A 24,011-nucleotide genomic window follows, 5' to 3' on the forward strand; every position below is an offset into this window, starting at 1 on the left:
CAAAGATCAACAGGCCCTAGATAGCAGTCGCTTTCAAGCAGGTCTCGGAGTTTCTTACACTTACACGCCGATTATCAATTATCGCAGCAACTCGCATATTGATTTAAGCCCTTTTTCGCCAGACTCAGGTGGTGACACCACTCTTGTAACATTCGACCAAGAGTTTTCTAACAAGAGCTATCTCAACTTTGAAATCGCTGCCAAACTACCTTGGATAGAACTTGGTTTAAGTATACCTACTTATTCTGAAGCCAGCACAATTACGGCACCTGTGTCAAATGAGTTATTGGACGGTTCTGAAAGCACTACCGCAATTTACCAGACTACTATTGTGTCTGAGCTTGATGTCGAATACGACTTTTCGGTAAGAGTGCCTATTTTGGGTAACTACAAGCGGTGGATTTATAAATATGCCAATAACAGTCAGATGGATTACGGACTTTTGATGGGATTAACAGGGTTTAGTGTTTCTGATCGGGTTACGACAGATGTACGCTTTAGAAACGACCGTACTCCGTTTAATAATTTGCCTGCGGCAGAAACGGTTGAAACGTCGAGAGACATGAGTTTTCAAACTGTTTACTTTGGTGGCTATTACGAGTTTGAGTTTGTTGATGAGCTTTATATGACAGTGGATATAAAATGGCACAATAATAGAAGCAGTGATGGCAGTCAAATTGACGTGGATGGCTTTACATCATCATTGCGGATCATTTATTCACCTACACTTGATTTCATTGATTTTTAAGCGCTTATGTTAAAAGGGGAGTTACTCCCCACAAAAGCCGAAACTCAAAGCTCTCAACTGACGCTGAATTAAAGATTACCCATTACATTTGTAAATTTATATAGTAATGGCAGAGTTTGACGAATCCCGTTATATCTAAGGTGGACAAGTTACCTCCTTTAACATGTACTTGCTCTGACAGTTGCTCGTTTTTTCAGGTGCCGCTATTAGATTTGAGCTAGACTTTTTTCAGCCCAAGACTGTTGCCCATAATATCAAGCAAAACAGTCATCTTTAGAAATGCAAAAATGACAGGCTTGTCGACTCTGCACTAGGTTATTTATGCAGATAAATTTACATGTTTTGGAGATTGTTTTTAAAAGTAGATGTGTGCGTAAGTCTAATTTTCACTCAACGATTTTTATTCCTTCACTCGCGTGAAGTGGCAATAGATCTAGCTATTTAGGCGCAATACTATCCCAGTAACCGTCTAGAAACCTGTCTCCCCTGCTGATGTTGATTATGGGCATAAATAGCAAACACTTCACTTAGGGTATGAATTCGGTCTTCCACCCATTGGCGACGATGCTTAAAGCTTTTGTCGCCTTCCTCATCACATCAGAATGCGCGGCCTACACAGCGAGAAACTCAGTGATAATACGACTTATCCAATAAACTAGCTTGCGACTTTCTGGCCTTAGGCATCAGGACTTTCTAACGTTGGTTTACTACTTTAACAGTGTGAATAGCTAACCAAATTAAAGAAAGTGTACTGCAGTACACTTTTTATACCGCGTGTTATGCCTGTCTAATTAGCTTAAATAAAACAGCATTGTGCATTCCTTTGGGTCAAGGAGTTGATGATGTACTGCGTTATCTAGCTAAGAAAAATGTTATTTCAGAAAAGCAAATTTTAAGCGGTATGCCTCATCCATCGGGCGCCAATGCAGAAAGAATCAATTATTTTTTTGGGCGAAAAAAACGAGAAGCACTCTCAATTAAAACCAATGCAGGCAAGTTAGATGAGGCTAAGAAAAAATTGTTAAATAAACTTGCTATAGTCTAGCTTAACTAATGTCCTTAAAAGGGATATGTTTGATCTAATTACTGAGCGACCGTGTCCCAACGAATTTGACAATCTAGCTAGTGCGGTCAGCCGTCACTTGAGAGCGAAGACGTATGCCTCCGGTGATCCCGCCTAGCGTTTAGTAAATTCCCATGGCAGCTAGTATTGAAATAGTAATGAATTTAAGAATGCGAAGAAGAATAATACAACCAAGACTACTACTATCGAGGCAGCTAAAGTCCAGCCTACTAGAAATAAGCCTACTACAGACAAGCTTACTAAAGAGAAACCTAATAAAATCAATAGAAGAAAACTCGCAATTTTCGAGAGTCCCATAGGCACTTCAGACATTAATCTTAATCTCAATATTGTTAGAAATATAACTCCTATAGATAAGTAAACGAAAGTAAAAGCGAACGATGCCGAATTTCTGTATCCAGTCACGTGAAAAAGACTATAGTAATTGCTTTTGAAGGTAGTAAATATGCTCGGAGCGAACAAAATAAGCACAGTCGCTAGGCATATAATGATAACCTTTGTTTGGGATTGTTTTTGAGTTAGGACTGGTTTAGGTTTTGGCGGAGGAACATACACACACTCTTTTCGCCTTTCATCTAATTCTTTCTTTGCCCTTCTTAATGCTTTAGATACGGATTCGACTTGAGGATCACCACCATTGTAGGCTGAATGATTTGCAGTATAAATGTTGTTTTCATGCTCTCTTAACTCATCGTTATCAGACACTTCAGAAACCTTTATAAGTTTATACAATTCAGTAAAAGCTGAGATGCAAAAGTCAGCTTCTGATCCACAAAGAGTTGTAACTATTTTTTTTACGGACAAGCTTGTTTAAAGGGAAGTATCTAGCTATTTAATTTCAACCTTGATGCTAATCACCCGCTTTGTACATATTTCCACCTATTCTTAATGAAGTCAAAAAAATCAGATTAACCTAAGAATATTTGCATATGCACATAAAGAACGTATCGAGTTTTCGCTTTGGGTAAAAATAAATTATTTTGTTATCAAGTCGACTAGCTGAAATTTTGGGTAAAGCGTTTGCACACGACTTGAACAACCTTTTGGGCTTCAGTGAAAGGATAGCTGAGGCAACGAGAGGCGCATATAAAGAACTTTGTTAAATTCATAACCCTACATTTTACAATGTAAATCAACGCATTATATTAAGCAAGACTATTAAACAAGACAGTCATCTTTAGAAATATTATTCCATCTAGCGCAGTGCCTTGTCGGGCCGCATGGTCTTTTTCAAATTTGAAGCTGCCTTCTTCCATTTTGAGCTGGTCGGCGCGACTGAAAATGCGGTTAAAATGGTAGTAGAACATACGCGGCGAAATACGCTTTTCTGGGGGCAGTAGGTCATGGTAGAGAATTTCATGCTGCCCGACCTGCCTCACCACCGTGCTCACTTCAAAGGTATCCTGATAGCGGTCAAAAATTTTTCGCCTGCTGAGCTTTTTACCCTCACGTATCCACTGCTTCACCACATCTTCGATATTCTTTTTATCGCGCGCGGTAATGCCACGAAAATCGCTAAGGCTATTTTGATTATGCTTACCGCCTCTGCCTCGTTTGATAATTGGGTCGTCTGGGGTGTCGGCGACAGGGTAGTTTTTTCCTATCTCGCTCCATTTAAAGGAAACCAGTGCATTGGGCACCATGCCAAAAACAATAAAGCGATTCAGCGCATTGTGATATGCCCCTTTCGACTTCCACGTAGAGCCGGGGGTTGCAATTAGCGCCGCTATCTCGGCCCCAAGCCCTTTACCGTAGAGGTATTGCTCTAGTAAGTGCGGCGCCGTTAACGAGGCGATTTTACGAAACTTATCATCTCGCTTGGCTAGCCACCCCTTATAGCCTTGTTTTAACAGCGCCGTATCAGACGTACTCAATGTTTCTGGCAAGTCATACGCCTGCCCCGTCTTAAGGCCGTGCTTTTTAATAAACTCTGTTAACTGGGCTTTGTTAAATACCTTTGGCTTGGGAGGATTAGCTACCTTCATTGCTTGTAACATGTCGGCCACGGCATAAAACTCGCGGCACTGGCTAATATGGCAAATGCGGAAAGACATGCGCAAGATAACTTGTTCTCGCTGATGGTCTAATTCATCGCGATATAAATGCTCGCCTTCATACCTCATGCGGCTATCCCCAACTCGTCCTGCATGAGATAAACAGGTCGAAACCAGCGAACCATGTGCGTCTCACACTCCTGAGAAACCGGAAGGAAGCCATACAAAAGGGCAAACCTGAACAGCTGACGAGCATCACCATCTGTCATTGACAGTGTATGACTGACCTGAGCAATCAGTTCTTGTAATGGACACCACGGCGCACGCTGCCATATTTCACAAAAATAGGTTAAGAAGGCAGTAAGGGTTTCGTTTGAGACGGTTAAATCTTTGGCTGACGCTGAGAACAATTTGTTGTGATAGTGCACTTTGGTGGCATCGCGCTCGGTCACCACGCGATATTCAATACCACGGCGGCGCCAAAATTCTCTCTCAATCGCAAATTTTTGCCAGGTTCTCATGCTTTTGTACTCAACCTCATCGAGCCAGCTTAATTTATAAATTTGGTCCCAATACTTAAACGTGTACGCCGTAAGCTGCGTGGTGCGCTCGTCAGCCGATAAGCTCTCAACCAAGAAATCCGTCGACATGACATAGGCCTCATACGTCTTCCAATTTCGCGGGTGCATAATGTTAAGCTCAACGGCGATATCCAAGGTTTCGTCTAGGTCGAGAGCATATTGCTCAAACACCGCCACGGTGCTTGGCTTGTAAAGCAGCTCCATGTACATGCGTCTTTCACCGTCGGACAATAGGTGCACTTCGCGGTTTTGCTTATCGCAATACATCCAATGCCGGCGGCCCACCTTGTTTACGTCTCTCACCGTCAAATAAGAGCGATAGGTGCCACTCGCAATATCATCAGTCCATTGCTTGTATTTCTCCACGGTCTTGGGCAGTTTTAAGTAAGTTAACCTCTTCATGCGCTCTCCTTTTCACACTTTTTCCAGCGCGTATTAGAAATCGGAACGGGAGGTAAAATCAAGTCTGAAGAACCGCTAACCACATGATAAAAAACACTTTTGTTGTTATTTCAAGTTTTTGCTTAGACTATACATTGAAGTATATTAATTCGGGAATTTAAGGTGATTTTATAACTGATTGATTTGCTTGAGAGGAAACAAAGGTTTTGTTGTGTCGCTAAGGTTAGCCGGTAAAAGGAATAAAAAAGTAGGTGTTTGCTCAAAGTTTTTGTGCCACAGCCACTAGCTGCTTGCTTTTTAATCAACGCAAATGGGTCTGCCTATCTCTAAGCAGCATTGTAATGCGCAAAGCTAGCGGTCTATCTCGTATATTTTTTAAACTAGTGATTGATTGGTTTACCTATCCATAATTTTAGTATACTTTCGTAGTGTGTTTTCTTTTATGTTATTGTATTTGAGGTGTTTTTAAGGTGTTCCATTACCTCATTAGTTAGGCTCTGCGTGCTATAAGGATGTTGTAAATTATGAAATTCAATGAAGATTCTCGCGTCAAGATCCCTACTATTCTGCATTTGATGCAGCTTGGTTATAAATACCTTTCTCTAAAAGATCCTGCTGTTACGTGGGACGAATCTACTAATATTTTTACCCACATATTTCACGACAGCATTAAACGCATCAATCCGTCGATGACAGATGCTGAGGTGAAACTGTGCCATGACGATGTGTCGCTGTGTTTAGAAAACGAAGACTTAGGCAAAGCGTTTTACGAAAAGCTTATCGCGACCTCTGGCATTCGGCTCATCGATTTTAACAATTTTGATAACAACACTTTTCATGTAGTCACCGAACTGACCTACAAAAAAGACGACGAAGAATTTCGCCCTGATATCATTTTGCTCATCAACGGTATGCCACTGGTGTTTATAGAGGTAAAACGCCCTAACAACAAAGATGGCGTACTCGCTGAGCACAAACGCATTCAAACACGTTTTGAAAATTCGAAGTTCAGAAACTTTGTCAACATCACGCAGTTGATGATTTTTTCTAACAACATGGAATACGATGATAGCTCTCCGCGACCGATTGAGGGCGCATTTTATGCCACTGCGTCTTATCAAAAACCCGGTTTTAACTACTTTCGAGAAGAAGAAGAGTTTGATTTAAGCACCCTTTTATCAGGAATATCTCAAGCAGACCAACAAGCTGTGCTTAAAGACAACAATTTACTTAGTATCAAACAGTCTCCCGAGTTTGCGAAGAATAAATCCCCCCTTACCCCAACTAATCGTATCTGTACGTCTCTTCTGCAACGTTCAAGACTGTCTTTCGTTCTGCAATATGCATTGGCTTATGTGAAAGAACGCAAAGGTTTGCAAAAGCATGTAATGCGCTATCCGCAGATGTTTGCAACCAAGGCAATAGAGAACAAACTAAATGAGGGTGTGAAGAAGGGGATCATTTGGCACACACAAGGAAGTGGTAAGACAGCTCTCACGTATTACAATGTGAAGCACCTCGCTGACTATTTTCAGAATAAGGGCGTAATTGCTAAGTTCTACTTTATCGTCGATAGAATTGACCTATTAATTCAGGCAGGTAGAGAGTTCAAAGCAAGAGGCTTAAAAGTTCATAACATCGATTCGCGTGACGCGTTCGCTGCTGATATCAAGCAAACCGCTGCCGTACACAATGCATCGGGCCAGCGCGAAATAACTGTCGTCAACATTCAAAAGTTCCAAGACGACCCAGCGGTTATTCAAAACCTTGATTACAAAGTGAATGTACAACGTGTATTTTTCTTGGATGAAGTGCATCGCAGCTATAATCCACGAGGAAGCTTTTTAGCCAATCTGGAGCAAGCTGATACCAACGCTATCAAGATAGGACTTACAGGAACACCACTGCTAGGTGATGAGTATGATTCCAAGTCACTTTTTGGCGGCTACATTCATAAGTATTACTACAATGCATCAATAAAAGACGGTTACACCTTACGACTCATCCGTGAGGATATTGAAACCAGCTACAAACTCAACTTGCAGAAAACACTAGAACAAATTGAGATCCTCAAGGGCAACGCTGACAAAAAAGTCGTGTACGCACATGAAAAGTTCGTTGAGCCGATGCTTGATTACATCGTAAAAGACTTTGAACAAGCCCGTATTTCAATGAACATTAATTCAATCGGTGGCATGGTAGTCTGCGACTCATCTGACCAAGCCAAGATGATGTACAAGATTTTTCAGCACAAATACGCTTCAGCCCTGCCTGTAACAGACCAAGTAAGCGGAATTAACGAGCAATCTAAGAGTTATAACGCCTTTAAAAAACTGAACAGTAGTGTTACTAATGCAGCACTTATTTTGCATGATGTAGGTACTAAACAAGAACGAAAAGATCTTGTTGAAGAGTTCAAAGAAGGCAAAATTGACTTCTTGTTTGTCTATAACATGTTGCTGACCGGATTCGACTCACCGCGCCTTAAAAAGCTCTATTTGGGCCGTGTAATACGCTCTCATAACTTGCTACAAACCCTTACCCGCGTAAACCGAACGTATAAGAATTTCAGCTATGGATACGTGGTCGATTTTGCTGATATAGAAAGTGAGTTTGAAAAAACTAATAAAGACTACTTTAAAGAGTTGCAATCAGAGCTTGGCGATGAAATTGAACACTACAGCAACTTATTCAAGACAAAAGAAGAAATCGAACAAGAAATAGTCAAAATTAAAGATGTATTATTTCACTTCGATACGCAAAACGCAGAAAACTTTTCAGAGCAAATCAGTCAGATAGACTCTCGCGGTGAAATACTCAAAGTCACACAGGCGTTAAACAATGCCAAAAGCCTGTACAATCTTATTCGCTTATCTGGCGACTATGAAATGCTGGAAAAACTGGATTTTAGTAAGCTGACTGTACTTTCTAGAGAAGCGAATAATCGGCTTGCATTAATCAATACGAAAGAAGCATTAGAGCATAGCGTAGATACAACCAATTTGCTTAACGTTGCACTTGAAGATGTCGTATTTGCATTTACTAAAGTGAAAGAAGAAGAGCTTGTTTTAGCGGACGCATTAAAAAATACGCTGCAAAAAACTCGTGAACAGCTTGGTGGAAACTTTGATCCTAAAGATCCAGAATTCATCTCGCTCAAACAAGAACTTGAGCGCTTGTTTAAAAAGAAAAAATTAAACGAAGTCTCCAAAGAGCAAATGGAAAGCAACATTGCAGCCCTTAACGCCATTTACAATAGCGCCAAAGAACTGGAGCGCAAAAATCAGTTACTTAAAGCCAAGTATGACAATGACGAGAAGTACGCACGCTTGCATAAACGTTTGATGGAAAAAGACCCGCTTACAGACAGTGAGAGCAAGTTATTTGAAGCATTAAAAGGTTTAAAAACTGCTGTCGATATCCAGATACAGCAGAACTCAAAAATGCTAGATAATGAAAATTTTATCAAACAGATGATCCCCCCACTCATTTTTGACGAGTTTGAAGACAAGCAAGGCATTGATCTTGAAATTGATTCTGTAGACATGATTAACCAACTCGTTGTTAGAGAATACATGAACGAATATCACGGTTTATCGGGATATCAGTAAGCCCTAAACCAATAACATATAAAGAAGTAATATGACAAAGACACAACAATTTGAGCAACAAACCAAAGCGCTCATAGATAACATTAAGAAGGTATGTGCTAATTTCGGCCTAGGTAATGACGGAAATGAGTTCAAGGTCATCACGCAAGTTTTCTTGTATAAGTTCCTTAACGATAAGTATGTTTTTGAGCTGAAAAAGCTAGATAAGCGACTTTCTGATGTTGAGAACTGGGAAGATGTATTTGCGACTTTCTCTGAGAAAGAAGTAGCAAAGCTGAATATGCGCTTGAAGCCAAGTGTGGCCAAGATACGACCAGACCACTTCATATCTTCATTGTTTAATAGTCAGGAAAAGCCTAACTTTGCCGAAATCTTCGACACTACGTTGACTGATATCGCTAAGGACAACAGCGACATATTCTCGGTATTAACCGAAGGTGGCGAAAAAATAGTTCTTTTCGAAAACCTTAGTAAATACGTTACTGATAACCGCGACCAATTCTGCAAAGCAATCGTAAATAAGCTAGTTGATTTCAGCTTTGAAAACATCTTTGATGAAAAATTCGATTTCTATGCCACAATATTTGAATACTTGATAAAAGACTACAACACCAATAGCGGCGGTAAATACGCGGAATATTTTACCCCTCACGCGGTATCAAAAATAATGGCCCGTTGCTTGGTTGACGGTGAAGTAAACAATGCTACTTGCTACGATCCATCAGCAGGTTCAGGCACATTATTAATGAATTTGGCTCACCAAATCGGTGAAGATAAATGCACTATTTACTCTCAGGACATATCTCAAAAATCATCTAGCTTATTGCGCCTGAACCTTGTGTTGAATGACCTTGTTCACTCGACCCATATCATAAGCAAGCAAATGGTGAGTTAGAGAAGTTCGATTACATCGTTTCCAACCCACCGTTCAAACTAGATTTTTCTGACTTCAGTGCTGACCTTGAGACAAAAGCGAATCAAGAGCGTTTCTTCGCAGGTATTCCAAAAATACCCGCTAAAAAGAAAGAGTCGATGGCCATCTATCTAATGTTTATTCAGCACATAATGTATTCTCTTAAAGAAAACGGTAAAGCTGCCATAGTAGTTCCTACTGGTTTTATTACGGCACAAAGCGGTATAGACAAAAAAATACGCCAAAAGCTTATAGACGAAAAGATGCTGGCTGGTGTTGTGAGTATGCCATCTAACATCTTTGCAAATACCGGCACGAATGTTTCTATCCTCTTCATCGATAAAGCCAACCAAGGTGATGTAGTGCTAATAGATGCATCCAACCTTGGTGAAACCATTAAAGACGGTAAAAACCAGAAGACAGTACTAACTCATGCTGAAGAAGAGCAGATCATCGATACTTTTAACAACAAAGCTGTAGTAGATGACTTTAGTGTCGTGGTTAGCTATGCCGATATTGAGGCTAAGAATTACTCGCTCGGTGCAGGGCAGTATTTTGAGGTTAAGATTGATTATGTTGACATAACCGAAGAAGAGTTTTCTAAAACCATTATTAGGTTCAAAAAAAACTTATCGTTGATGTTTGATGAGTCACAAAAGAATGGAGAAGAAATTATAGCTCGCCTATCGGAGTTGAAATATGAGTGATTTCATCCTATTTGGCGATGTAGCGGACTTCAGAAATGGCCTTAACTTTGATAAGAGTAGTCACGGCAGAGGTTGCTTGCTGATTGGTGTTTCTGACTTCAAAGATAACTTCAAACCTCAGTATGAGACGGTGAAAGAAATAAATCCTGAAGGGGTAGCAAAAGAAGAAGATTACTTAAAGAAAGGTGATTTAATTTTTGTCCGTTCTAACGGAAACAAAAAATTGGTAGGTCGGAGCATGTATATCGACCAAAATATCAAAGCTCTGTATTCAGGCTTTTGCATTCGAGCCAGATTGAAAAGTGACAACGTTGACCCTTTGTTTCTTTCTTATTTCGCTAAGTCAAAGTATTTCAGAATGTCAATTGCGAAAGCAGATGGCACAAACATAAATAACCTCAACCAAGGAATTCTTAGCGCAGTAAAAATTCCTTATATCGGTCTTATTGAACAAAGAAGAATTGCACACTCTCTAGCTCTTATCGATGAAAAAATAGAACTCAACAACAAAATCAATTCCGAGCTAGAAGCCATGGCAAAGCTCATATACGACTACTGGTTTATACAGTTCGATTTCCCCAATACAAACGGCAAACCCTATAAATCCTCCGGCGGCAAGATGATTTACAACGAAGAGCTTAAGCGAGAAATACCCGAGGGGTGGGAAGGAACAACTTTGGGAGCAATTGAACAAAAAATAATTACAGGTAAAACTCCTTCAAAAACGAAAGCTGAATATTTTGGTGGTCCTATACCGTTTATCACAATTGGCGATATACGAGGAAATACATATATAGCACATACTGCTGAGACTCTGACTGAAGAGGGCGCTGCAACTCAAGGAAATAAATATCTACCCGAAGATAGTATTTGTGTTACTTGCATCGCTAGCCCCGGATTAGTCGGATTTATCACTACACAAGCGCAAACTAATCAGCAAATTAACTCTATAGTTTGTAAAAATGAAATTAATAAATATTATCTCTATTTCGCTATAAAAAGATATTTTAGTGGAGCGAAAGCTAAATCTGGAAACACTTTTGCAAACATGAATAAAGATGATTTCAGCTCTATCCCAATTCTGAAGCCTTCAACTCAAATATTAAAAAATTATCATCAAGACGTTTCTCCTATATTTCAACAAATAAAAGTTAACTCTTTAGAGAGTAAGCAGATGATAAATCTTCGTGACTGGTTACTACCAATGCTCATGAATGGGCAAGTTACTGTAAAATAGAAAAAAGGAAATTTAATATGGAAACAGAAGCTGCCTATGAAGCTCTGCTGGTAGACAAGCTTGAAAAGACTCAAACCACAGTAAATGAGTGGTTGAAGTATTCAGACCAAAAGCTGGCAGGTCTCACTGTTTTAAATGTTGGTGTTTTATGGGGTTACGGTAGGTACACCAAACAATTCCAGTCGATTAGCTGCCTTACTGAGGGTTTAAGCTTTATCGGTTATTTCTTGATAATAATCTCAATTTTCACATGTATTGTTGCTATGCTTCCGGTGCTTACAAAGTTATGGCTGTATAATGAGAATAAATCTGATTCTGATAACGCGCTATTTTTTGCTGACATTCAAAAGTATAGGGCTCACGAATATTTATCGTTGATATGTAAAAAGCTGGAGATAGAAACGACAACACACTCATCATATGTAAAGGATCTTGCTTCCCAAATAGTTACAAATGCAAAAATCACAACAGTGAAGTTTCAACGAATCAAATTTGCTTCGTGGTTCACTTTAACTGGCTGCTCAGGATTAGTTGCATCTTTTCTGTTTAATTACTTTCAAGGATGAAAAATGAATAACAATCAGCTTCCTCAAGATATTATTGACATTATACAAAAACAAGAACAGAAATTTAAAAGAACAGTAACCACCAAACAAGTTGACAAAATACCTGAAAAGTCTTCAGATTATCCTAGCGAAGCATCTGATAAATGGTTGAAGATTGAAGATGTTATATGTGTCTATGTAGATATGAAGAACTCAACTCAGTTCAGTGCTTCGAGCCATGGAGCAACTACAGGAAGAATCTATACCTTATTTACTGGTACAGCGGTGAGGATTTTTAAAAAATTTGGAGCTTCATACATCGACATACGTGGGGATGGTGTCTTCGGCTTATTTGACAAAAATAAAGTACATTCGGCACTTGCATCTGCTGTCACTATGAAGACATTCTCCAAAGAAATTTTTGTCCCGAGAGTCATAGCCAAAAAAGCCGACTTTGATACAGGAATCCATATCGGTATTGATCAAAGGACATTACTTGCCAGTAAAATTGGGTTAAATAAAACCAGAGATACAACAGACATGTTCAACGAAGTATGGGCAGGAAAAGCAGTCAACTTTGCATCAAAAATTGCAAGCTATTCAAAGAACGATGAGATATTCGTGTCTGAGCGGTATTATCGAAATATTAAATGCCGCAAAGCTTTGATGTCTTGTGCCTGCGGTGATGAAGTTCCTCTCTGGAACGAGGTAGATACTTCATGGGAATCAAAAGTACCGGTTAATACGTTATATAAACTTGAAAGTCACTGGTGTAAAGTTCATGGCGCTGAGTATCTACAAGAGATTATCGAAGCGGACGGTTAATTCCTTTACGTCAATACTGAAAGAAAGCTTTAAAATAGACAACAAAAAAAACCCGCTAGGTAGCGGGTTTTTAATTACGTTTGCTAAGACCTATAAATCGCAGGCTCGATTATGGTGCAAATTCCACATTCACAATCTTAATTGTATTCACAAACTTAATTGTCGCGTTCACAATTTTAATTGCAGTTAGTCACTAAGCCCCTACCCCTCAATATAACTCTCTATACTAGGGCAAGAACAAATCAAGTTTCTATCACCGAACACATCATCAATGCGGTTAACCGACGGCCAGAATTTGTTTCTGTGTACTTCTGGTACTGGGTACGCCGCTAAGTTGCGGTCGTAGCTGCGGTTCCAGTCGCTGTCACAAATATCGGCTAGCGTATGTGGTGCATTGTGTAACGGGTTGTCGGTGGCATCCCACTCGCCGCTTTCTACTTTCGCCACTTCTTGGCGAATGCTTATCATGGCGTTCACGAAGCGGTCTAGCTCGTATTTCGCTTCCGATTCAGTCGGCTCAATCATTAGCGTGCCGGCTACTGGGAAGCTCATGGTTGGCGCGTGGAAACCGTAGTCATTCAAGCGTTTTGCTATGTCTACTTCGGTTACACCGCTGGCTTCTTTTAAGGGGCGCAGGTCAATAATACATTCGTGGGCTACGCGGCCGTTTTGGCCTTTGTACAATACGTTGTAGTGCCCTTCTAATGCCTTGGCTACATAGTTGGCGTTAAGTATGGCTACTTCGGTGGCCTTACGTAGGCCAGCCGAGCCCATCATTTTAATGTACATGTAGCTTATTGGCAGAATAGACGCACTGCCCCATGGTGCTGCTGAAACCGCACCGCAGTCTTTACCTGCTGTTTCAATATTCACTACCGTGTGGTTTGGTAAGAAAGGCGCAAGGTGCGACTTAACACCAATTGGCCCCATACCTGGGCCGCCGCCCCCGTGTGGAATACAGAAGGTTTTGTGTAGGTTTAAGTGCGATACGTCTGAGCCTATGTAACCAGGTGACGTAATGCCCACCTGCGCGTTCATGTTCGCGCCATCCATGTACACTTGGCCGCCGTACTGGTGCACAATTTCACACATTTCACGAATGGTTTCTTCGTACACACCGTGGGTAGATGGGTAAGTGATCATAGCGCACGATAAGTTATCGCCCACTTCTTCGGCTTTCTTGCGAAGGTCGTCTAAATCTACGTTACCGTTGTTGTCACACTTCACTACCACTACGTTTAGGCTAACCATTTGTGCCGAAGCAGGGTTGGTGCCGTGTGCTGAACTTGGAATTAAGCATACGTTTCTGTGCCCTTCACCGCGGCTTTCGTGGTAACGCTGAATGGCCAACAAGCCTGCGTATTCACCTTGTGCACCTGAGTTAGGTTGCATAGAAAGGTTGTCGTACCCAGTGACGTTAATTAACCACTCGGCTAGCTCGGCAATCATTTCTTGATAGCCTTCTGCTTGGTTTAGTGGTGCAAACGGGTGAATTTGGCCGAACTCTGCCCACGTAACGGGTATCATTTCCGCGGTAGCGTTTAGCTTCATGGTGCATGAACCCAATGAAATCATTGAGTGGTTCAAGGCTAAATCTTTATTCTCTAAGCTTTTAATATAACGCAGCATCTCAGTTTCTGAATGGTACTGGTTAAACACTTCGTGAGTAAGAATATCGCTAGTACGCAATAGGTTTTCTGGAATGGCGCTAGCAGGCTGCGTGGTTACATCGGCATCTAGTGCTTCTACGCTTAGGCCATGGTCGCTGCCTAGAATAACGTTAAACAAGGTAGCAATGTCTTCACGGGTAGTGGTTTCATCAAGTGAAACCCCTACTGCACCTTCTAAATCGGCACGTAGGTTTAGGCCGTGTTCGTAGCCTTTGTTTAATACAGCGTCTTTGTTATCTACCAATACGGTTAGCGTATCGAAGTAGGTGCTGTGCTTAAGGGCTACACCCTTGTTTGTTAGCCCTGTCGCTAAAATATTGGTTAAGCGGTGTATGCGCTGAGCAATGGTTTTTAAGCCTTTAGGGCCGTGGTATACGGCGTAAAAGCTAGCCATGTTGGCTAGCAGTACTTGCGCGGTACAAATGTTCGAGTTGGCTTTTTCGCGGCGAATATGTTGCTCGCGAGTTTGCAATGCCATACGCAGTGCTGGGCGGCCGCGGGTGTCTTTACTTACGCCAATAATACGGCCAGGCAATGAACGCTTGTAGCTGTCGCGTGTTGCGAAGAAGGCAGCATGTGGGCCGCCGTACCCCATTGGTACACCGAAGCGTTGTGCGCTGCCTAAGGCAACGTCTGCGCCTAGTTCACCGGGCGATTTTAATAACACCAAGCTCATTAGGTCGGCGGCTACTGCCACTATGCCTTTTTTGGCTTGTACCGCGGCAATAATGTCTGAAATATCGCTAACTTCACCGGTAGTGCTTGGGTATTGCAGTAACGCACCAAATACATCGTGATCGGCAGCTTCGCTAGCCGGGCCGGTAATAATACCAAAACCAAACATTTCAGCGCGTGTGGCTACTACGTCGTGAGTTTGTGGGTGTACGTCGTCAGCAATAAAGTAACTGCTGGCTTTTTTGTTTTTTGATACACGCTTTGCCAATGTCATGGCTTCAGCGGCGGCGGTGCCTTCATCAAGTAATGAAGCAGACGCTAGCTCTAAACCGGTTAAATCAATGGTTAACTGTTGGAAGTTAAGAATAGCTTCTAAACGGCCTTGGGCAATTTCTGGCTGATACGGGGTGTAGGCGGTGTACCAACCTGGGTTTTCCAATACATTGCGCAAAATAACGTTAGGCACGTGGGTGTCGTAATAGCCCATACCAATGAAAGATCGGTTCACTACGTTTTTGCCAGCAACTGTTTTTAATGCGGCTAGTGCATCTACTTCGGTTGCCCCTTCGCCTACTTTTAGCGGCTCTGGTAGCGCTATGCCAGCCGGTACGGTTTGCGCAATTAAATCGTCTAACGATGTTGCGTCAATGGCCGACAGCATTTGTTGAATTTCTTCTTCGCCTGGGCCTACGTGGCGGCGAATGAATGCGTCTTTTTGCTCTAGTTGAGCTAATGTAGGGGAAGTATTCGACATAACGTTGTTAAGCACTCGCAATGTATTGCCCCGAAAGGCAGGATAAAACACAAATAAAAACGTAAAGATAAAAAGGGGCCAATTAGAAGCCCCTTTTTAATTATTACTGGTTACTACGCTCCGGTTTAGAAGCAACTAACGAATTATTCTTCGTCAATGCTGTTTTCATAACCTTCAGCGTCTAACAAGCCTTCAACTTCTTCGGCATCATCTGCTTTAATTTTGAATAACCAGCCATCGCCGTAAGGGTCTGAGTTTACAAGCTCTGGTGAATCTTCTAGGTCTTCATTAACGCCAACGACTTCGCCGCTAATAGGCGCGTAAACGTCTGAAGCCGCTTTTACCGATTCAGCAACAGCGATATCGTCGCCAGTACTTACGGTGTCGCCAACGTCTGGCAGTTCTACAAATACCATATCGCCAAGCAAGCCTTGAGCGTGCTCAGAAATACCTACTGTGAATACCCCGTCACCTTCTGGGCGAACCCATTCGTGGGTAGATGCGTAACGTAAATCTGTTGGAATGTTGCTCATAATCGTTCCTGTTATTCTCTGTTAACTTATAAAACACTTTTTCCGTTGCGAACAAAGGAGGGCTTAACCACTTTTACTGTAACCCACTTTTTGCGCATTTCCACCTCAACAGTTTCGCCAACATCTGAAGGTACTCGTGCTAACGCAACAGAGTGGCCTAATGTAGGTGAAAATGTGCCCGAGGTAATAATGCCTTCGCCGCTTTCGGTTCTAATTTTTTGACCGTGGCGCAACACGCCTTTATCTGTCATCACTAAGCCAACTAACTTGTCGGTACCGGCTTCACGCTGTGCTTCTAGTGCGCTGCGGCCAACAAAGTTACGGTCGCTTGGTTCCCACGTAATAGTCCAGCCCATGTTAGCGGCTAGTGGCGATACGGTTTCATCCATATCTTGGCCGTACAAGTTCATGCCTGCTTCTAAACGAAGGGTGTCACGTGCACCTAAACCGCAAGGCTTAACGCCTGCGTCTAGCAAGTTTTGCCAGAAGCCAGCGGCTTCACTAGTAGGCACCATAATTTCGTAGCCTGCTTCACCGGTGTAACCCGTAGTAGCAATAAATAAATCTTCAGCTTGCACACCGAAAAATGGCTTCATGCCTGCAACCGCTTCTTTTTGCGCGGCGCTGAAAAGCGTTGCGGCTTTTTCTTTGGCGTTAGGGCCTTGCACGGCAATCATGGCGAATTCTGGGCGTTCGGTAATAGATACGTCGAAACCTTCGGCGTTGCTATTAAGCCAGTTCATGTCTTTTTCGCGTGTGGCTGAATTTACTACTAGGCGATAGTTAGTTTCATCGAAGTAATAAACAATTAAATCATCTACCACGCCGCCTTCTTCATTAAGCATGCCGCTGTATAGCGCTTTGCCTTTTATTTGAAGTTTAGCAACGTCGTTGGCAAGAAGGTGTTGAAGGTATGCTTTGGCTTGTGTGCCTTTTACATCAACAATGGTCATGTGCGACACGTCAAACATGCCTGCATCTTGGCGAACAGCGTGATGCTCTTCTATTTGCGAACCATAGTTAATTGGCATATCCCAGCCAAAGAAATCAACCATTTTGGCACCAGATTCTAGGTGCTTTGCATGTAGGGCGGTGGTGTTAGACATTCCACATTCTCTTAGGTAAGGGTAGAAAACACCATCGAGTATAGTGAGTGAAATAAAGCACAACAAATTGAAAATTCTTATCAATACATTTATAAAGGTAATGTTTACGATTTACTACATCAGGAATTCAAATCTTAATGAAGCAGCTATCGCTAGATAATTTGCGCACTTTTGTGAGTGTTATAGAGCTTGGCGGCTATGCCAAAGCGGGGGAATTTGTGGGCCGTTCTCAGCCTGCTATTAGTTTGCAAATAAAAAAACTAGAATCCCAGTTAGAGCGAAAGCTGTTTACTAAAGTAGGCCAACGGCACTTGCCTAGCGCCGATGGCAATTGGCTTTACCCTAAAGCCAAGGAATTACTAGAGCTTAACGACAACATATTTAAAAGCCTAATTCCTGCGCCGTTAAGTGGCCGGTTGCGTTTAGGTATTCCTAACGAATTTGCATCTACCTTATTGCCTGGGCTTATTGGTGAATTTTCGAAGCGCTACCCTGATGTGTCGCTTGAAGTTACCTCATCACTTAGCCGCGATTTACTGCACCCTAGCCAGCGCGATCATTTCGATTTAATTTTAGCGCTGGTAAACCCTAGTGAAGATACCAAAGGGGAAGTGGTACTTGAAGATGAAGTAGTATGGGTAGGTGATGCCACCCGCCCTTTTGTAGGCGACAGCATTCCGTTGGTGCTTGCCCCCGATGGCTGTATGTACCGAAGCCGGGTGATAGAAGAACTAAAACAGCAAACCTTTGCGTGGAAAATTACCTATACCAACGCCGATTTAGGCGGTTTGGTAGCGGCTATTCAACAAGGTTTGGGCATTACCGCCCTTGCCCGCTCTAGTTTACCGCCAAACCTAGCGCCCCTTAACCACCCCAAACTACCCAAACTAGGCAGAGTGAATATTTGCCTATTTAACCAAGACACCCAACACCCGGTTATTAGTAAAACGTTGGCGGAGTTTATCACCTCGCGACTAAAAGACAGTGCGTAAGCGCTAACGCTAAACGCCGCGGCTTTCATACTTTTGAAAACCGCCGATATGGGCATTTAAAAGCCGACGCACTGTTAGATATTAGCTACTAGATAGATGCTGAATACCAAGCCACATACCAGAAACTAGCCCACCGTCACCTTGCTTTACGCACTTAAAGGCACCAATTTACCCAACGGTTTTTCAATACTTTCTGGTGGTTCGGTAAAGTAAACCGGCGCTTTGTCGGTCATGTATAAACAGTCTTCTAGGCGCACACCGAATTTGCCTGGTATGTATAAGCCGGGTTCGTTTGAAAAGCACATGCCTTTGTTAAGTGGCGTGGTTTCGCCGCGCACAAAGTTCACGCTTTCGTGGCCTTCCATACCAATACCATGGCCGGTACGGTGGCTTAAGCCTGGCAACGCGTAGTCTTTATCGTAGCCTTGGGTAACATAATACTTGCGAACCGCATCATCTACTTTGCCAGCAGCCGTACCTATTTTAGCCGCAGCAAACGCCACGTTTTGGCCTTCACGCACGGTATTCCAAACATCTACCACCTGCTGTGATGCTTTACCAAATACCAATGTACGGCTAATGTCCGACTGATACCCATGTACGCTACAGCCGCTGTCTAACAATATTACCGAGCCTTCACTAATGGTTTGTTTGGCATTGGTGCCATGCGGGTACGCACTGGCGTCGTTGAACAACGCTAAGCACCATGCGCCACTGCCGCCCAATTGTTGCTGTGCGCTATTCATCAAGCTTTTCACTTGGGCTTGGCTCATGCCAATTTCAAGTTTGCTGAATACATACTCGTAAGCGCGAAGGGTGACTTCGTTGGCTTTATGCATAAGGGTAAGTTCAGCCGCCGTTTTATACATTCTACAGCCGCGGGTAACCGGCTCGGCTGCTACAATATTCATATTAGGCAGTGCCTTGGTTACGCCTGTTACTACAAAATAGCGAACGCTGCTTTCAAAGCCAATATTGCCTCTTTCGATACTGCGAGATTTTAATATGTTAGCGACCACATCGAACGGGCTTTCGTGTTCTTGCCATACTCGAACGTCGTCGCCCACTTTTAAACTTTCTAACACACTGGGTTGTTCAAAGAAGGGAGTAACCACGGCTACCTCACCTTTTTGCGGAATAACTAATGCGGTTAAGCGCTCGCTGCGCCACCACTGAATACCCGAGAAATAATCCATGGCCGCGCCCGGCTCTATGATCATGGCAGCCATATTATGCTGCGCCATTAACGACTGCGCTTTTTTAATACGCGCTTCACGCTCGGCATTGGTAATGGGCGAAACACCAGAAGTAATAGATTGTAACGATGACGAACTGCTATTTGCACTAGCACTCCCAGCGTCATTGGCATCAGCGAAAGCTGCGGTGGATGCTAAGGTAAGAGGGGCCAATGTTGCTGCGCCAGAAAGCTTTAGAAAATCGCGTTTGTTCATCATCATTCCTTTTTATAGATTTTTATCTGCCGAAAGACTATTTTTGAGGGTTAAGCCCACACTAGGCCCACATAACTAGCACCGCCGCTAGGGCAATGAGTAACAAGCCCACTATTTCTTGCAAGGTGACTTTATTTTTAAGCCAATAGTGCGCTAGCAGCAAGGTTAATAATACTTCTAATTGCCCTAAAGTTTTTACTAACGCCACATGTTGCAGCGCCATGGCAGTAAACCAGCATATAGAGCCGAAGCAACTCACCGCACTAATAGTAATGCAGTGGGGTAAACGCCCAACAATCTGTTTAAACACTTGAGGTTTGGTAACCAAAATATAACTGCTTAAACCAACGGCCTGAATACATAACACCCACAACAACACCCAAGCAGCACTGTGCACAAAAGGCATGGCTAGCATATGGCTGGCTTCGCGAACAAATAACGAGGTAAGTGCAAAGCAGGTTCCACACGCTATGCCTATCAACAAGGTTTTTAAACTTAAGCCCTGCGCTTTGTTGCCACTACTTAAGACAAATACGGCTAGCCCACCTATTCCAATGCCTATCCATCCGAGTAACGTTAAATAGCTGCCAAAAAACAGCATACCTAGCACGCCCGCCACCAGCGCTTCACTTTTGGCAAGCCCTGCTCCAATGGCAAAGTTCTTTTGTTTGAATAACACCACCATAAACGCGGTGGCTGCAATTTGAAGTACCGAGGCTAACAGTACAACGACTATAAATGAGAGGCTAAACGAAGCGCTTGATGCTTCTACTAAAGAGCTTCCAAAAGAAGGAAGAGGCTGAGGTGAAACTGTATGCAGAATAATTAAATAAATTAGGGCTATGGGTGGTGCGAATAAAAACCGAGAAAGGGTAACGCCCACGGTATCGACGTGAGCGCTAAGTTTGCTTTGCAGGGCATTTCGCACGGTTTGCATTACTACCGCACCAAGGGTGAAAAATACCCAGCTCATAGATGTTAATTCGCTTATTGTTTAGATGTTTTAAACCGCCGCTTTAGAACGGCCATTAAATATCAGCCGTACTACTGTTTTGGTGCTTCAGACTCTGCTGTTTCAGCCGCTGTTTCAACTAAGCCGGCGGCCGGTGCCTCTGGTCTGTCTATCAAGCGTTTTTTCTTAAAGTCTGAATCGCGTTTCCACACCGGCCATTGCTGGCCGTTTGCTAAATTAGACATCATGGTGCCAATTAAAGCTAAGTCTTGTTGTACACCGCCCAATGTCCAGCTTGGTAGGTAATCGTCGTCGGCTTTGTGGTAGCGGTTGGCTATAAAATTAGGGTCGGTATCGCCTAAGCTCATAAACAATAATGAAGGCACGCCTTGGCGAGCAAGCGCGAAATGATCAGAGCGAAAGAACAACCCATTTTGTGGGCGCGGATCGAGCTTCACCGAGCGCCCTTGCGCTGCGGCAGTAGCACTTAAATCATCTTCAAGTGAAGAGTACCCTTCGCCATACTGCAAAATATAATCTACCGCGTTATTTACGTTCATGCCGTCTATATTTAAAAACGCCACCATATTAGCGGTTGGAATAGGCGGATTTTTGGCAAAGTGATCGGCGCCCAGTAAGCCGGTTTCTTCGGCAGTAAATGCACTGAACATTAGGGTACGTTCAAACGGTGTTTGCTCGCTTTGTGCTACCAAGTTATTGGCTAGGGTTAGCACTCCGGCCACGCCCGAGGCATTATCTACCGCGCCATTATAAATCACGGTTTTACCGTTTTTCTCACTTTTCCCTAAGTGATCCCAATGGGCATGCAACATTACCCACTCGTCTGCGGCCGATGCGCCGGGCAATATGGCGGCTACGTTCAGCGACTGAGCATGGGTGATGGTATTTGAAAAGGTCAACGAGGCTTTCACTTTCATAGGAATAGGTTTGAACCCTGGCGTTGATGCTTGTTCTTTAAGTGCGGCGTAATCTAGCCCAGCTTGTTCGAACACCGTACGTGCCGTATTAAGATGTAACCACCCCATTACGCCAACTTGAGATAAGTTTTTATTGTTATCTACTAAGGTGAATTTGGTATTTGAGTTAGAGTTTTCAACCACACCCCAGCCATAACCAGCAGGCATGGTTTCGTGAACAATAAATACGGCTTCAGCGCCTTGACGGGCGGCTTCTTCGTACTTGTAAGTCCAGCGGCCATAGTAGGTCATGGCATTGCCTTGGAATAAGTCAGGGTCTTTTGACGCAAAGCCAGGGTCGTTCACCAGCATAACCACTGTTTTGCCTTTCACATCTAACCCAGCGTAGTCATTCCAATTATATTCAGGCGCATTAATGCCGTAGCCCACAAAAATGACATCGCTATTTTTTAATGTGATGTCTTTCACAATTCGTTGAGTTCTAGCGGTGAATGCACTGCCACCAGCAAAGGTGTGCTGGCCTAAGGTTAAGGCCATATCACTTGAAGGGGTAATTTTTGCCAAGGGCACAGGCTGGGTGTAGCTATCGCCAAAAGCCGGTTTTAAACCAAGGGCTTTGTAGGCTTCCACTAAATAATTAACGGTAAGGGTTTCGCCTGCTGACAAGGGCCCGCGGCCTTCAAACTTGTCGCTTGCTAACGTACTAACATGAGTACGATATAAGTCTAAGTCGCTGTCGCTGATGGCAAGCGTTGAAGGCGTATCTGCCTGCGCTAACGCGGGTAGCGCTACACTGGCTGATCCTATACTGGCTAGCGCCAATAAGGCAAAAGCCATTAGCCCAGACTTACTGGTAGTAAGTGAAGAGGTGCGAACAGTAAACGAAGAAGTAAAACAAACTTTCTGGATAAATTGACGAATTATCATTAATTTAGGCGCTTGTATAAAACAGATACCTTAAGAGTATCGTTATACAGCGCCTAGCTCAATCGTTGGTATGCATTTGGGCGTATTTGGCTGCTTTTGTATGCGGCTTGAATGTGGCTGATAACGTGACTGAAAATGTGATCGGTTGTGCCTGAATGTGTTTAAAGCCCCATTGCGTGGTTGACAAAAGCCTGTTTAACCGCGCTAAGTTTATCGGTAGCGGCTAAGCCTACACCTCTAATTAGCTTCTTAAGCGGGTCGTTGCCATCGAATAAAAATTTAAACCCGTCCATCGCGGCAATCATCTTCATTGCCTCGGTTTTACGCGCTCGCTCGTAAGGGCGCAGGTAACGAAGCTGGCCTATGTCTTTTTGTTCCTCTAACAAGGTGCCGAGTAATGCAGCCAAGGCTAATGCGTCTTGCATACCTAAGTTGGCCCCCTGCCCCGCCAATGGATGAATAGTGTGGGCAGCATCGCCCACCAGCACTATGCCGTCTTTTGCCCATTCTCGGGCATAACGCATCGTTAGCGGAAATGCGGTTCTAGAGGTTTCAAGCGATACTGGGCCTAATGCATTGTTGCTTGCCGCTACTAGCGCATTACAAAATTCGCTATCGGAATACCCTTGTAAGGTTTTAGCAGCATCTGGGGTTTGCGACCATACAATAGAGCATACATTGGGGTCGCGCATAGGCAATAACGCTAATGGCCCTGTTGGCGTGAATGCTTGGCGCGCTACGTTTTCATGAGGTTGTTGGGTACGAATGTTTGCAACAATGGCGGTGTGTTCGTAATCGCGAAACGTAATAGGAAAATTAGCTTGTTTGCGCACGAAGGAATTAGCACCGTCGGCGCCCACTAATAATCTGCACGACAGCGCATCGCCGTTTTCTAGCATTAGCATGTTTTGCTGAGAGCTACTTAATACACGCTCTATGGTGGTATCAATTACCACAACGTTATCTTGCTTTAGTACCGAATGGGCTAGGCCATTAACTAAAGCAAGATTTTCGATAATAACGCCCAAGGTATCGCTTTCTAGTTCACCCCCAGTATCGTTACCTGCAAAGTGAATATCACCAAAGCTGTCTTTATCCCACACGTGCATGGCATTGTACGGGTTAGCTCTGCTTGCATCGATATGCTGCCAAACATCGGCTTTTTTCAACGCGCTAATATTAGCCTGATTAATTGCGCTAACCCGTGCCCCTGGCTTGTCGCCTAGTGGCTGGTCTATCAAGCCTTTATTTATAATAGCGATACGGCACGGCGCGTCTTTTAGCGCTGCGGCTAGGGTTAACCCTACTATTCCACCGCCTACAATGGCGATATCGGCATGTTGCATATCGGCTCTCTTTTTTTCTG

The 24,011-nt window shown here is 43.2% G+C and carries 19 protein-coding genes; 9 read left to right on the top strand and 10 right to left on the bottom strand.

Annotated features, from left to right (window positions below):
* The coding region (locus C7Y69_RS21630; protein WP_185864200.1) for a hypothetical protein at window positions 1-748 on the top strand (748 nt) is incomplete at its 5' end.
* A gap of 823 nt (window positions 749-1,571) precedes the next feature.
* Window positions 1,572-1,793 carry a hypothetical protein gene (locus C7Y69_RS18305; RefSeq protein WP_126873743.1) on the top strand — a complete coding sequence of 74 codons (222 nt, stop codon included), beginning with the start codon at window positions 1,572-1,574 and terminating at the stop codon, window positions 1,791-1,793.
* A gap of 159 nt (window positions 1,794-1,952) precedes the next feature.
* Here C7Y69_RS18305 and C7Y69_RS18310 read toward each other — a convergent pair whose 3' ends face one another.
* The 3 genes from C7Y69_RS18310 to C7Y69_RS18320 form a co-directional block, all read right to left on the bottom strand.
* Complete coding sequence (locus C7Y69_RS18310) at window positions 1,953-2,537, bottom strand: hypothetical protein (RefSeq protein ID WP_126873744.1); 585 nt, start codon at window positions 2,535-2,537, stop codon at window positions 1,953-1,955.
* A 440-nt stretch (window positions 2,538-2,977) separates the two neighbouring features.
* Window positions 2,978-3,955, bottom strand: coding sequence for a hypothetical protein (locus C7Y69_RS18315; protein ID WP_126873745.1), 978 nt, complete (start codon window positions 3,953-3,955; stop codon window positions 2,978-2,980).
* Window positions 3,952-4,809 carry a TnsA endonuclease N-terminal domain-containing protein gene (locus C7Y69_RS18320; RefSeq protein WP_126873746.1) on the bottom strand — a complete coding sequence of 286 codons (858 nt, stop codon included), beginning with the start codon at window positions 4,807-4,809 and terminating at the stop codon, window positions 3,952-3,954. Before C7Y69_RS18320 ends, C7Y69_RS18315 begins: the two co-directional genes overlap by 4 nt.
* 524 nt (window positions 4,810-5,333) lie before the next feature.
* On the opposite strand from C7Y69_RS18320, the gene C7Y69_RS18325 reads away from it, so the two are divergent.
* Genes C7Y69_RS18325 through C7Y69_RS18345 form a run of 6 tightly spaced genes read left to right on the top strand, consistent with a single transcriptional unit; the run spans window position 5,334 to window position 12,647 of the window.
* Window positions 5,334-8,420 (top strand): type I restriction endonuclease subunit R, encoded by a 3,087-nt coding sequence (locus tag C7Y69_RS18325; protein ID WP_126873747.1) that lies wholly within the window; start codon window positions 5,334-5,336, stop codon window positions 8,418-8,420.
* Between the two features lie 31 nt (window positions 8,421-8,451).
* Window positions 8,452-9,315, top strand: a complete 864-nt coding sequence (locus C7Y69_RS21970; protein ID WP_260563690.1) for an N-6 DNA methylase — start codon at window positions 8,452-8,454, stop codon at window positions 9,313-9,315.
* A gap of 14 nt (window positions 9,316-9,329) precedes the next feature.
* Complete coding sequence (locus C7Y69_RS21975; protein ID WP_260563738.1) at window positions 9,330-10,040, top strand: class I SAM-dependent DNA methyltransferase; 711 nt, start codon at window positions 9,330-9,332, stop codon at window positions 10,038-10,040.
* The gene (locus C7Y69_RS18335) at window positions 10,033-11,277 is read left to right on the top strand and encodes a restriction endonuclease subunit S (protein WP_126873748.1); all 1,245 of its coding nucleotides are present in this window, start codon (window positions 10,033-10,035) and stop codon (window positions 11,275-11,277) included. The genes C7Y69_RS21975 and C7Y69_RS18335 overlap by 8 nt, the downstream gene beginning before the upstream one ends.
* A 17-nt stretch (window positions 11,278-11,294) precedes the next feature.
* Entirely contained in the window at window positions 11,295-11,843 is a 549-nt protein-coding gene (locus C7Y69_RS18340) for a Pycsar system effector family protein (protein ID WP_126873749.1), read from the top strand.
* Window positions 11,844-11,846: 3 nt separating this feature from the next.
* A complete protein-coding gene (locus C7Y69_RS18345; RefSeq protein ID WP_126873750.1) occupies window positions 11,847-12,647 on the top strand; it encodes an adenylate/guanylate cyclase domain-containing protein in 801 nt (266 codons plus the stop codon).
* A gap of 201 nt (window positions 12,648-12,848) precedes the next feature.
* Here C7Y69_RS18345 and gcvP read toward each other — a convergent pair whose 3' ends face one another.
* The 3 genes from gcvP to gcvT form a co-directional block, all read right to left on the bottom strand.
* Window positions 12,849-15,746 carry an aminomethyl-transferring glycine dehydrogenase gene (gene gcvP / locus C7Y69_RS18350; protein WP_126873751.1) on the bottom strand — a complete coding sequence of 966 codons (2,898 nt, stop codon included), beginning with the start codon at window positions 15,744-15,746 and terminating at the stop codon, window positions 12,849-12,851.
* A gap of 143 nt (window positions 15,747-15,889) precedes the next feature.
* The gene (gene gcvH / locus C7Y69_RS18355) at window positions 15,890-16,279 is read right to left on the bottom strand and encodes a glycine cleavage system protein GcvH (RefSeq protein WP_013782989.1); all 390 of its coding nucleotides are present in this window, start codon (window positions 16,277-16,279) and stop codon (window positions 15,890-15,892) included.
* Between the two features lie 26 nt (window positions 16,280-16,305).
* Complete coding sequence (gene gcvT, locus C7Y69_RS18360; protein ID WP_013782988.1) at window positions 16,306-17,385, bottom strand: glycine cleavage system aminomethyltransferase GcvT; 1,080 nt, start codon at window positions 17,383-17,385, stop codon at window positions 16,306-16,308.
* Between the two features lie 137 nt (window positions 17,386-17,522).
* Between gcvT and C7Y69_RS18365 the strand changes: the two genes are divergently transcribed.
* Window positions 17,523-18,377 carry a LysR substrate-binding domain-containing protein gene (locus C7Y69_RS18365; protein WP_126873752.1) on the top strand — a complete coding sequence of 285 codons (855 nt, stop codon included), beginning with the start codon at window positions 17,523-17,525 and terminating at the stop codon, window positions 18,375-18,377.
* 146 nt (window positions 18,378-18,523) lie between these two features.
* Here C7Y69_RS18365 and C7Y69_RS18370 read toward each other — a convergent pair whose 3' ends face one another.
* From C7Y69_RS18370 to C7Y69_RS18385, 4 genes are all read right to left on the bottom strand, one after another.
* Window positions 18,524-19,828 (bottom strand): M24 family metallopeptidase, encoded by a 1,305-nt coding sequence (locus tag C7Y69_RS18370; RefSeq protein WP_126873753.1) that lies wholly within the window; start codon window positions 19,826-19,828, stop codon window positions 18,524-18,526.
* 61 nt (window positions 19,829-19,889) lie between these two features.
* The gene (locus C7Y69_RS18375; protein WP_013782984.1) at window positions 19,890-20,801 is read right to left on the bottom strand and encodes a multidrug transporter; all 912 of its coding nucleotides are present in this window, start codon (window positions 20,799-20,801) and stop codon (window positions 19,890-19,892) included.
* 71 nt (window positions 20,802-20,872) lie between these two features.
* Window positions 20,873-22,555, bottom strand: coding sequence for a M28 family metallopeptidase (locus C7Y69_RS18380; RefSeq protein WP_260563741.1), 1,683 nt, complete (start codon window positions 22,553-22,555; stop codon window positions 20,873-20,875).
* 251 nt (window positions 22,556-22,806) lie between these two features.
* Window positions 22,807-23,991, bottom strand: coding sequence for an FAD-dependent 2-octaprenylphenol hydroxylase (locus C7Y69_RS18385; RefSeq protein ID WP_013782982.1), 1,185 nt, complete (start codon window positions 23,989-23,991; stop codon window positions 22,807-22,809).
* Between the last annotated feature and the right edge of the window lie 20 nt (window positions 23,992-24,011).

It is taken from the genome of Alteromonas sp. KS69 (assembly GCF_003989595.1).
In the GTDB taxonomy this organism is placed as follows: Bacteria; Pseudomonadota; Gammaproteobacteria; order Enterobacterales; family Alteromonadaceae; genus Alteromonas; species Alteromonas naphthalenivorans.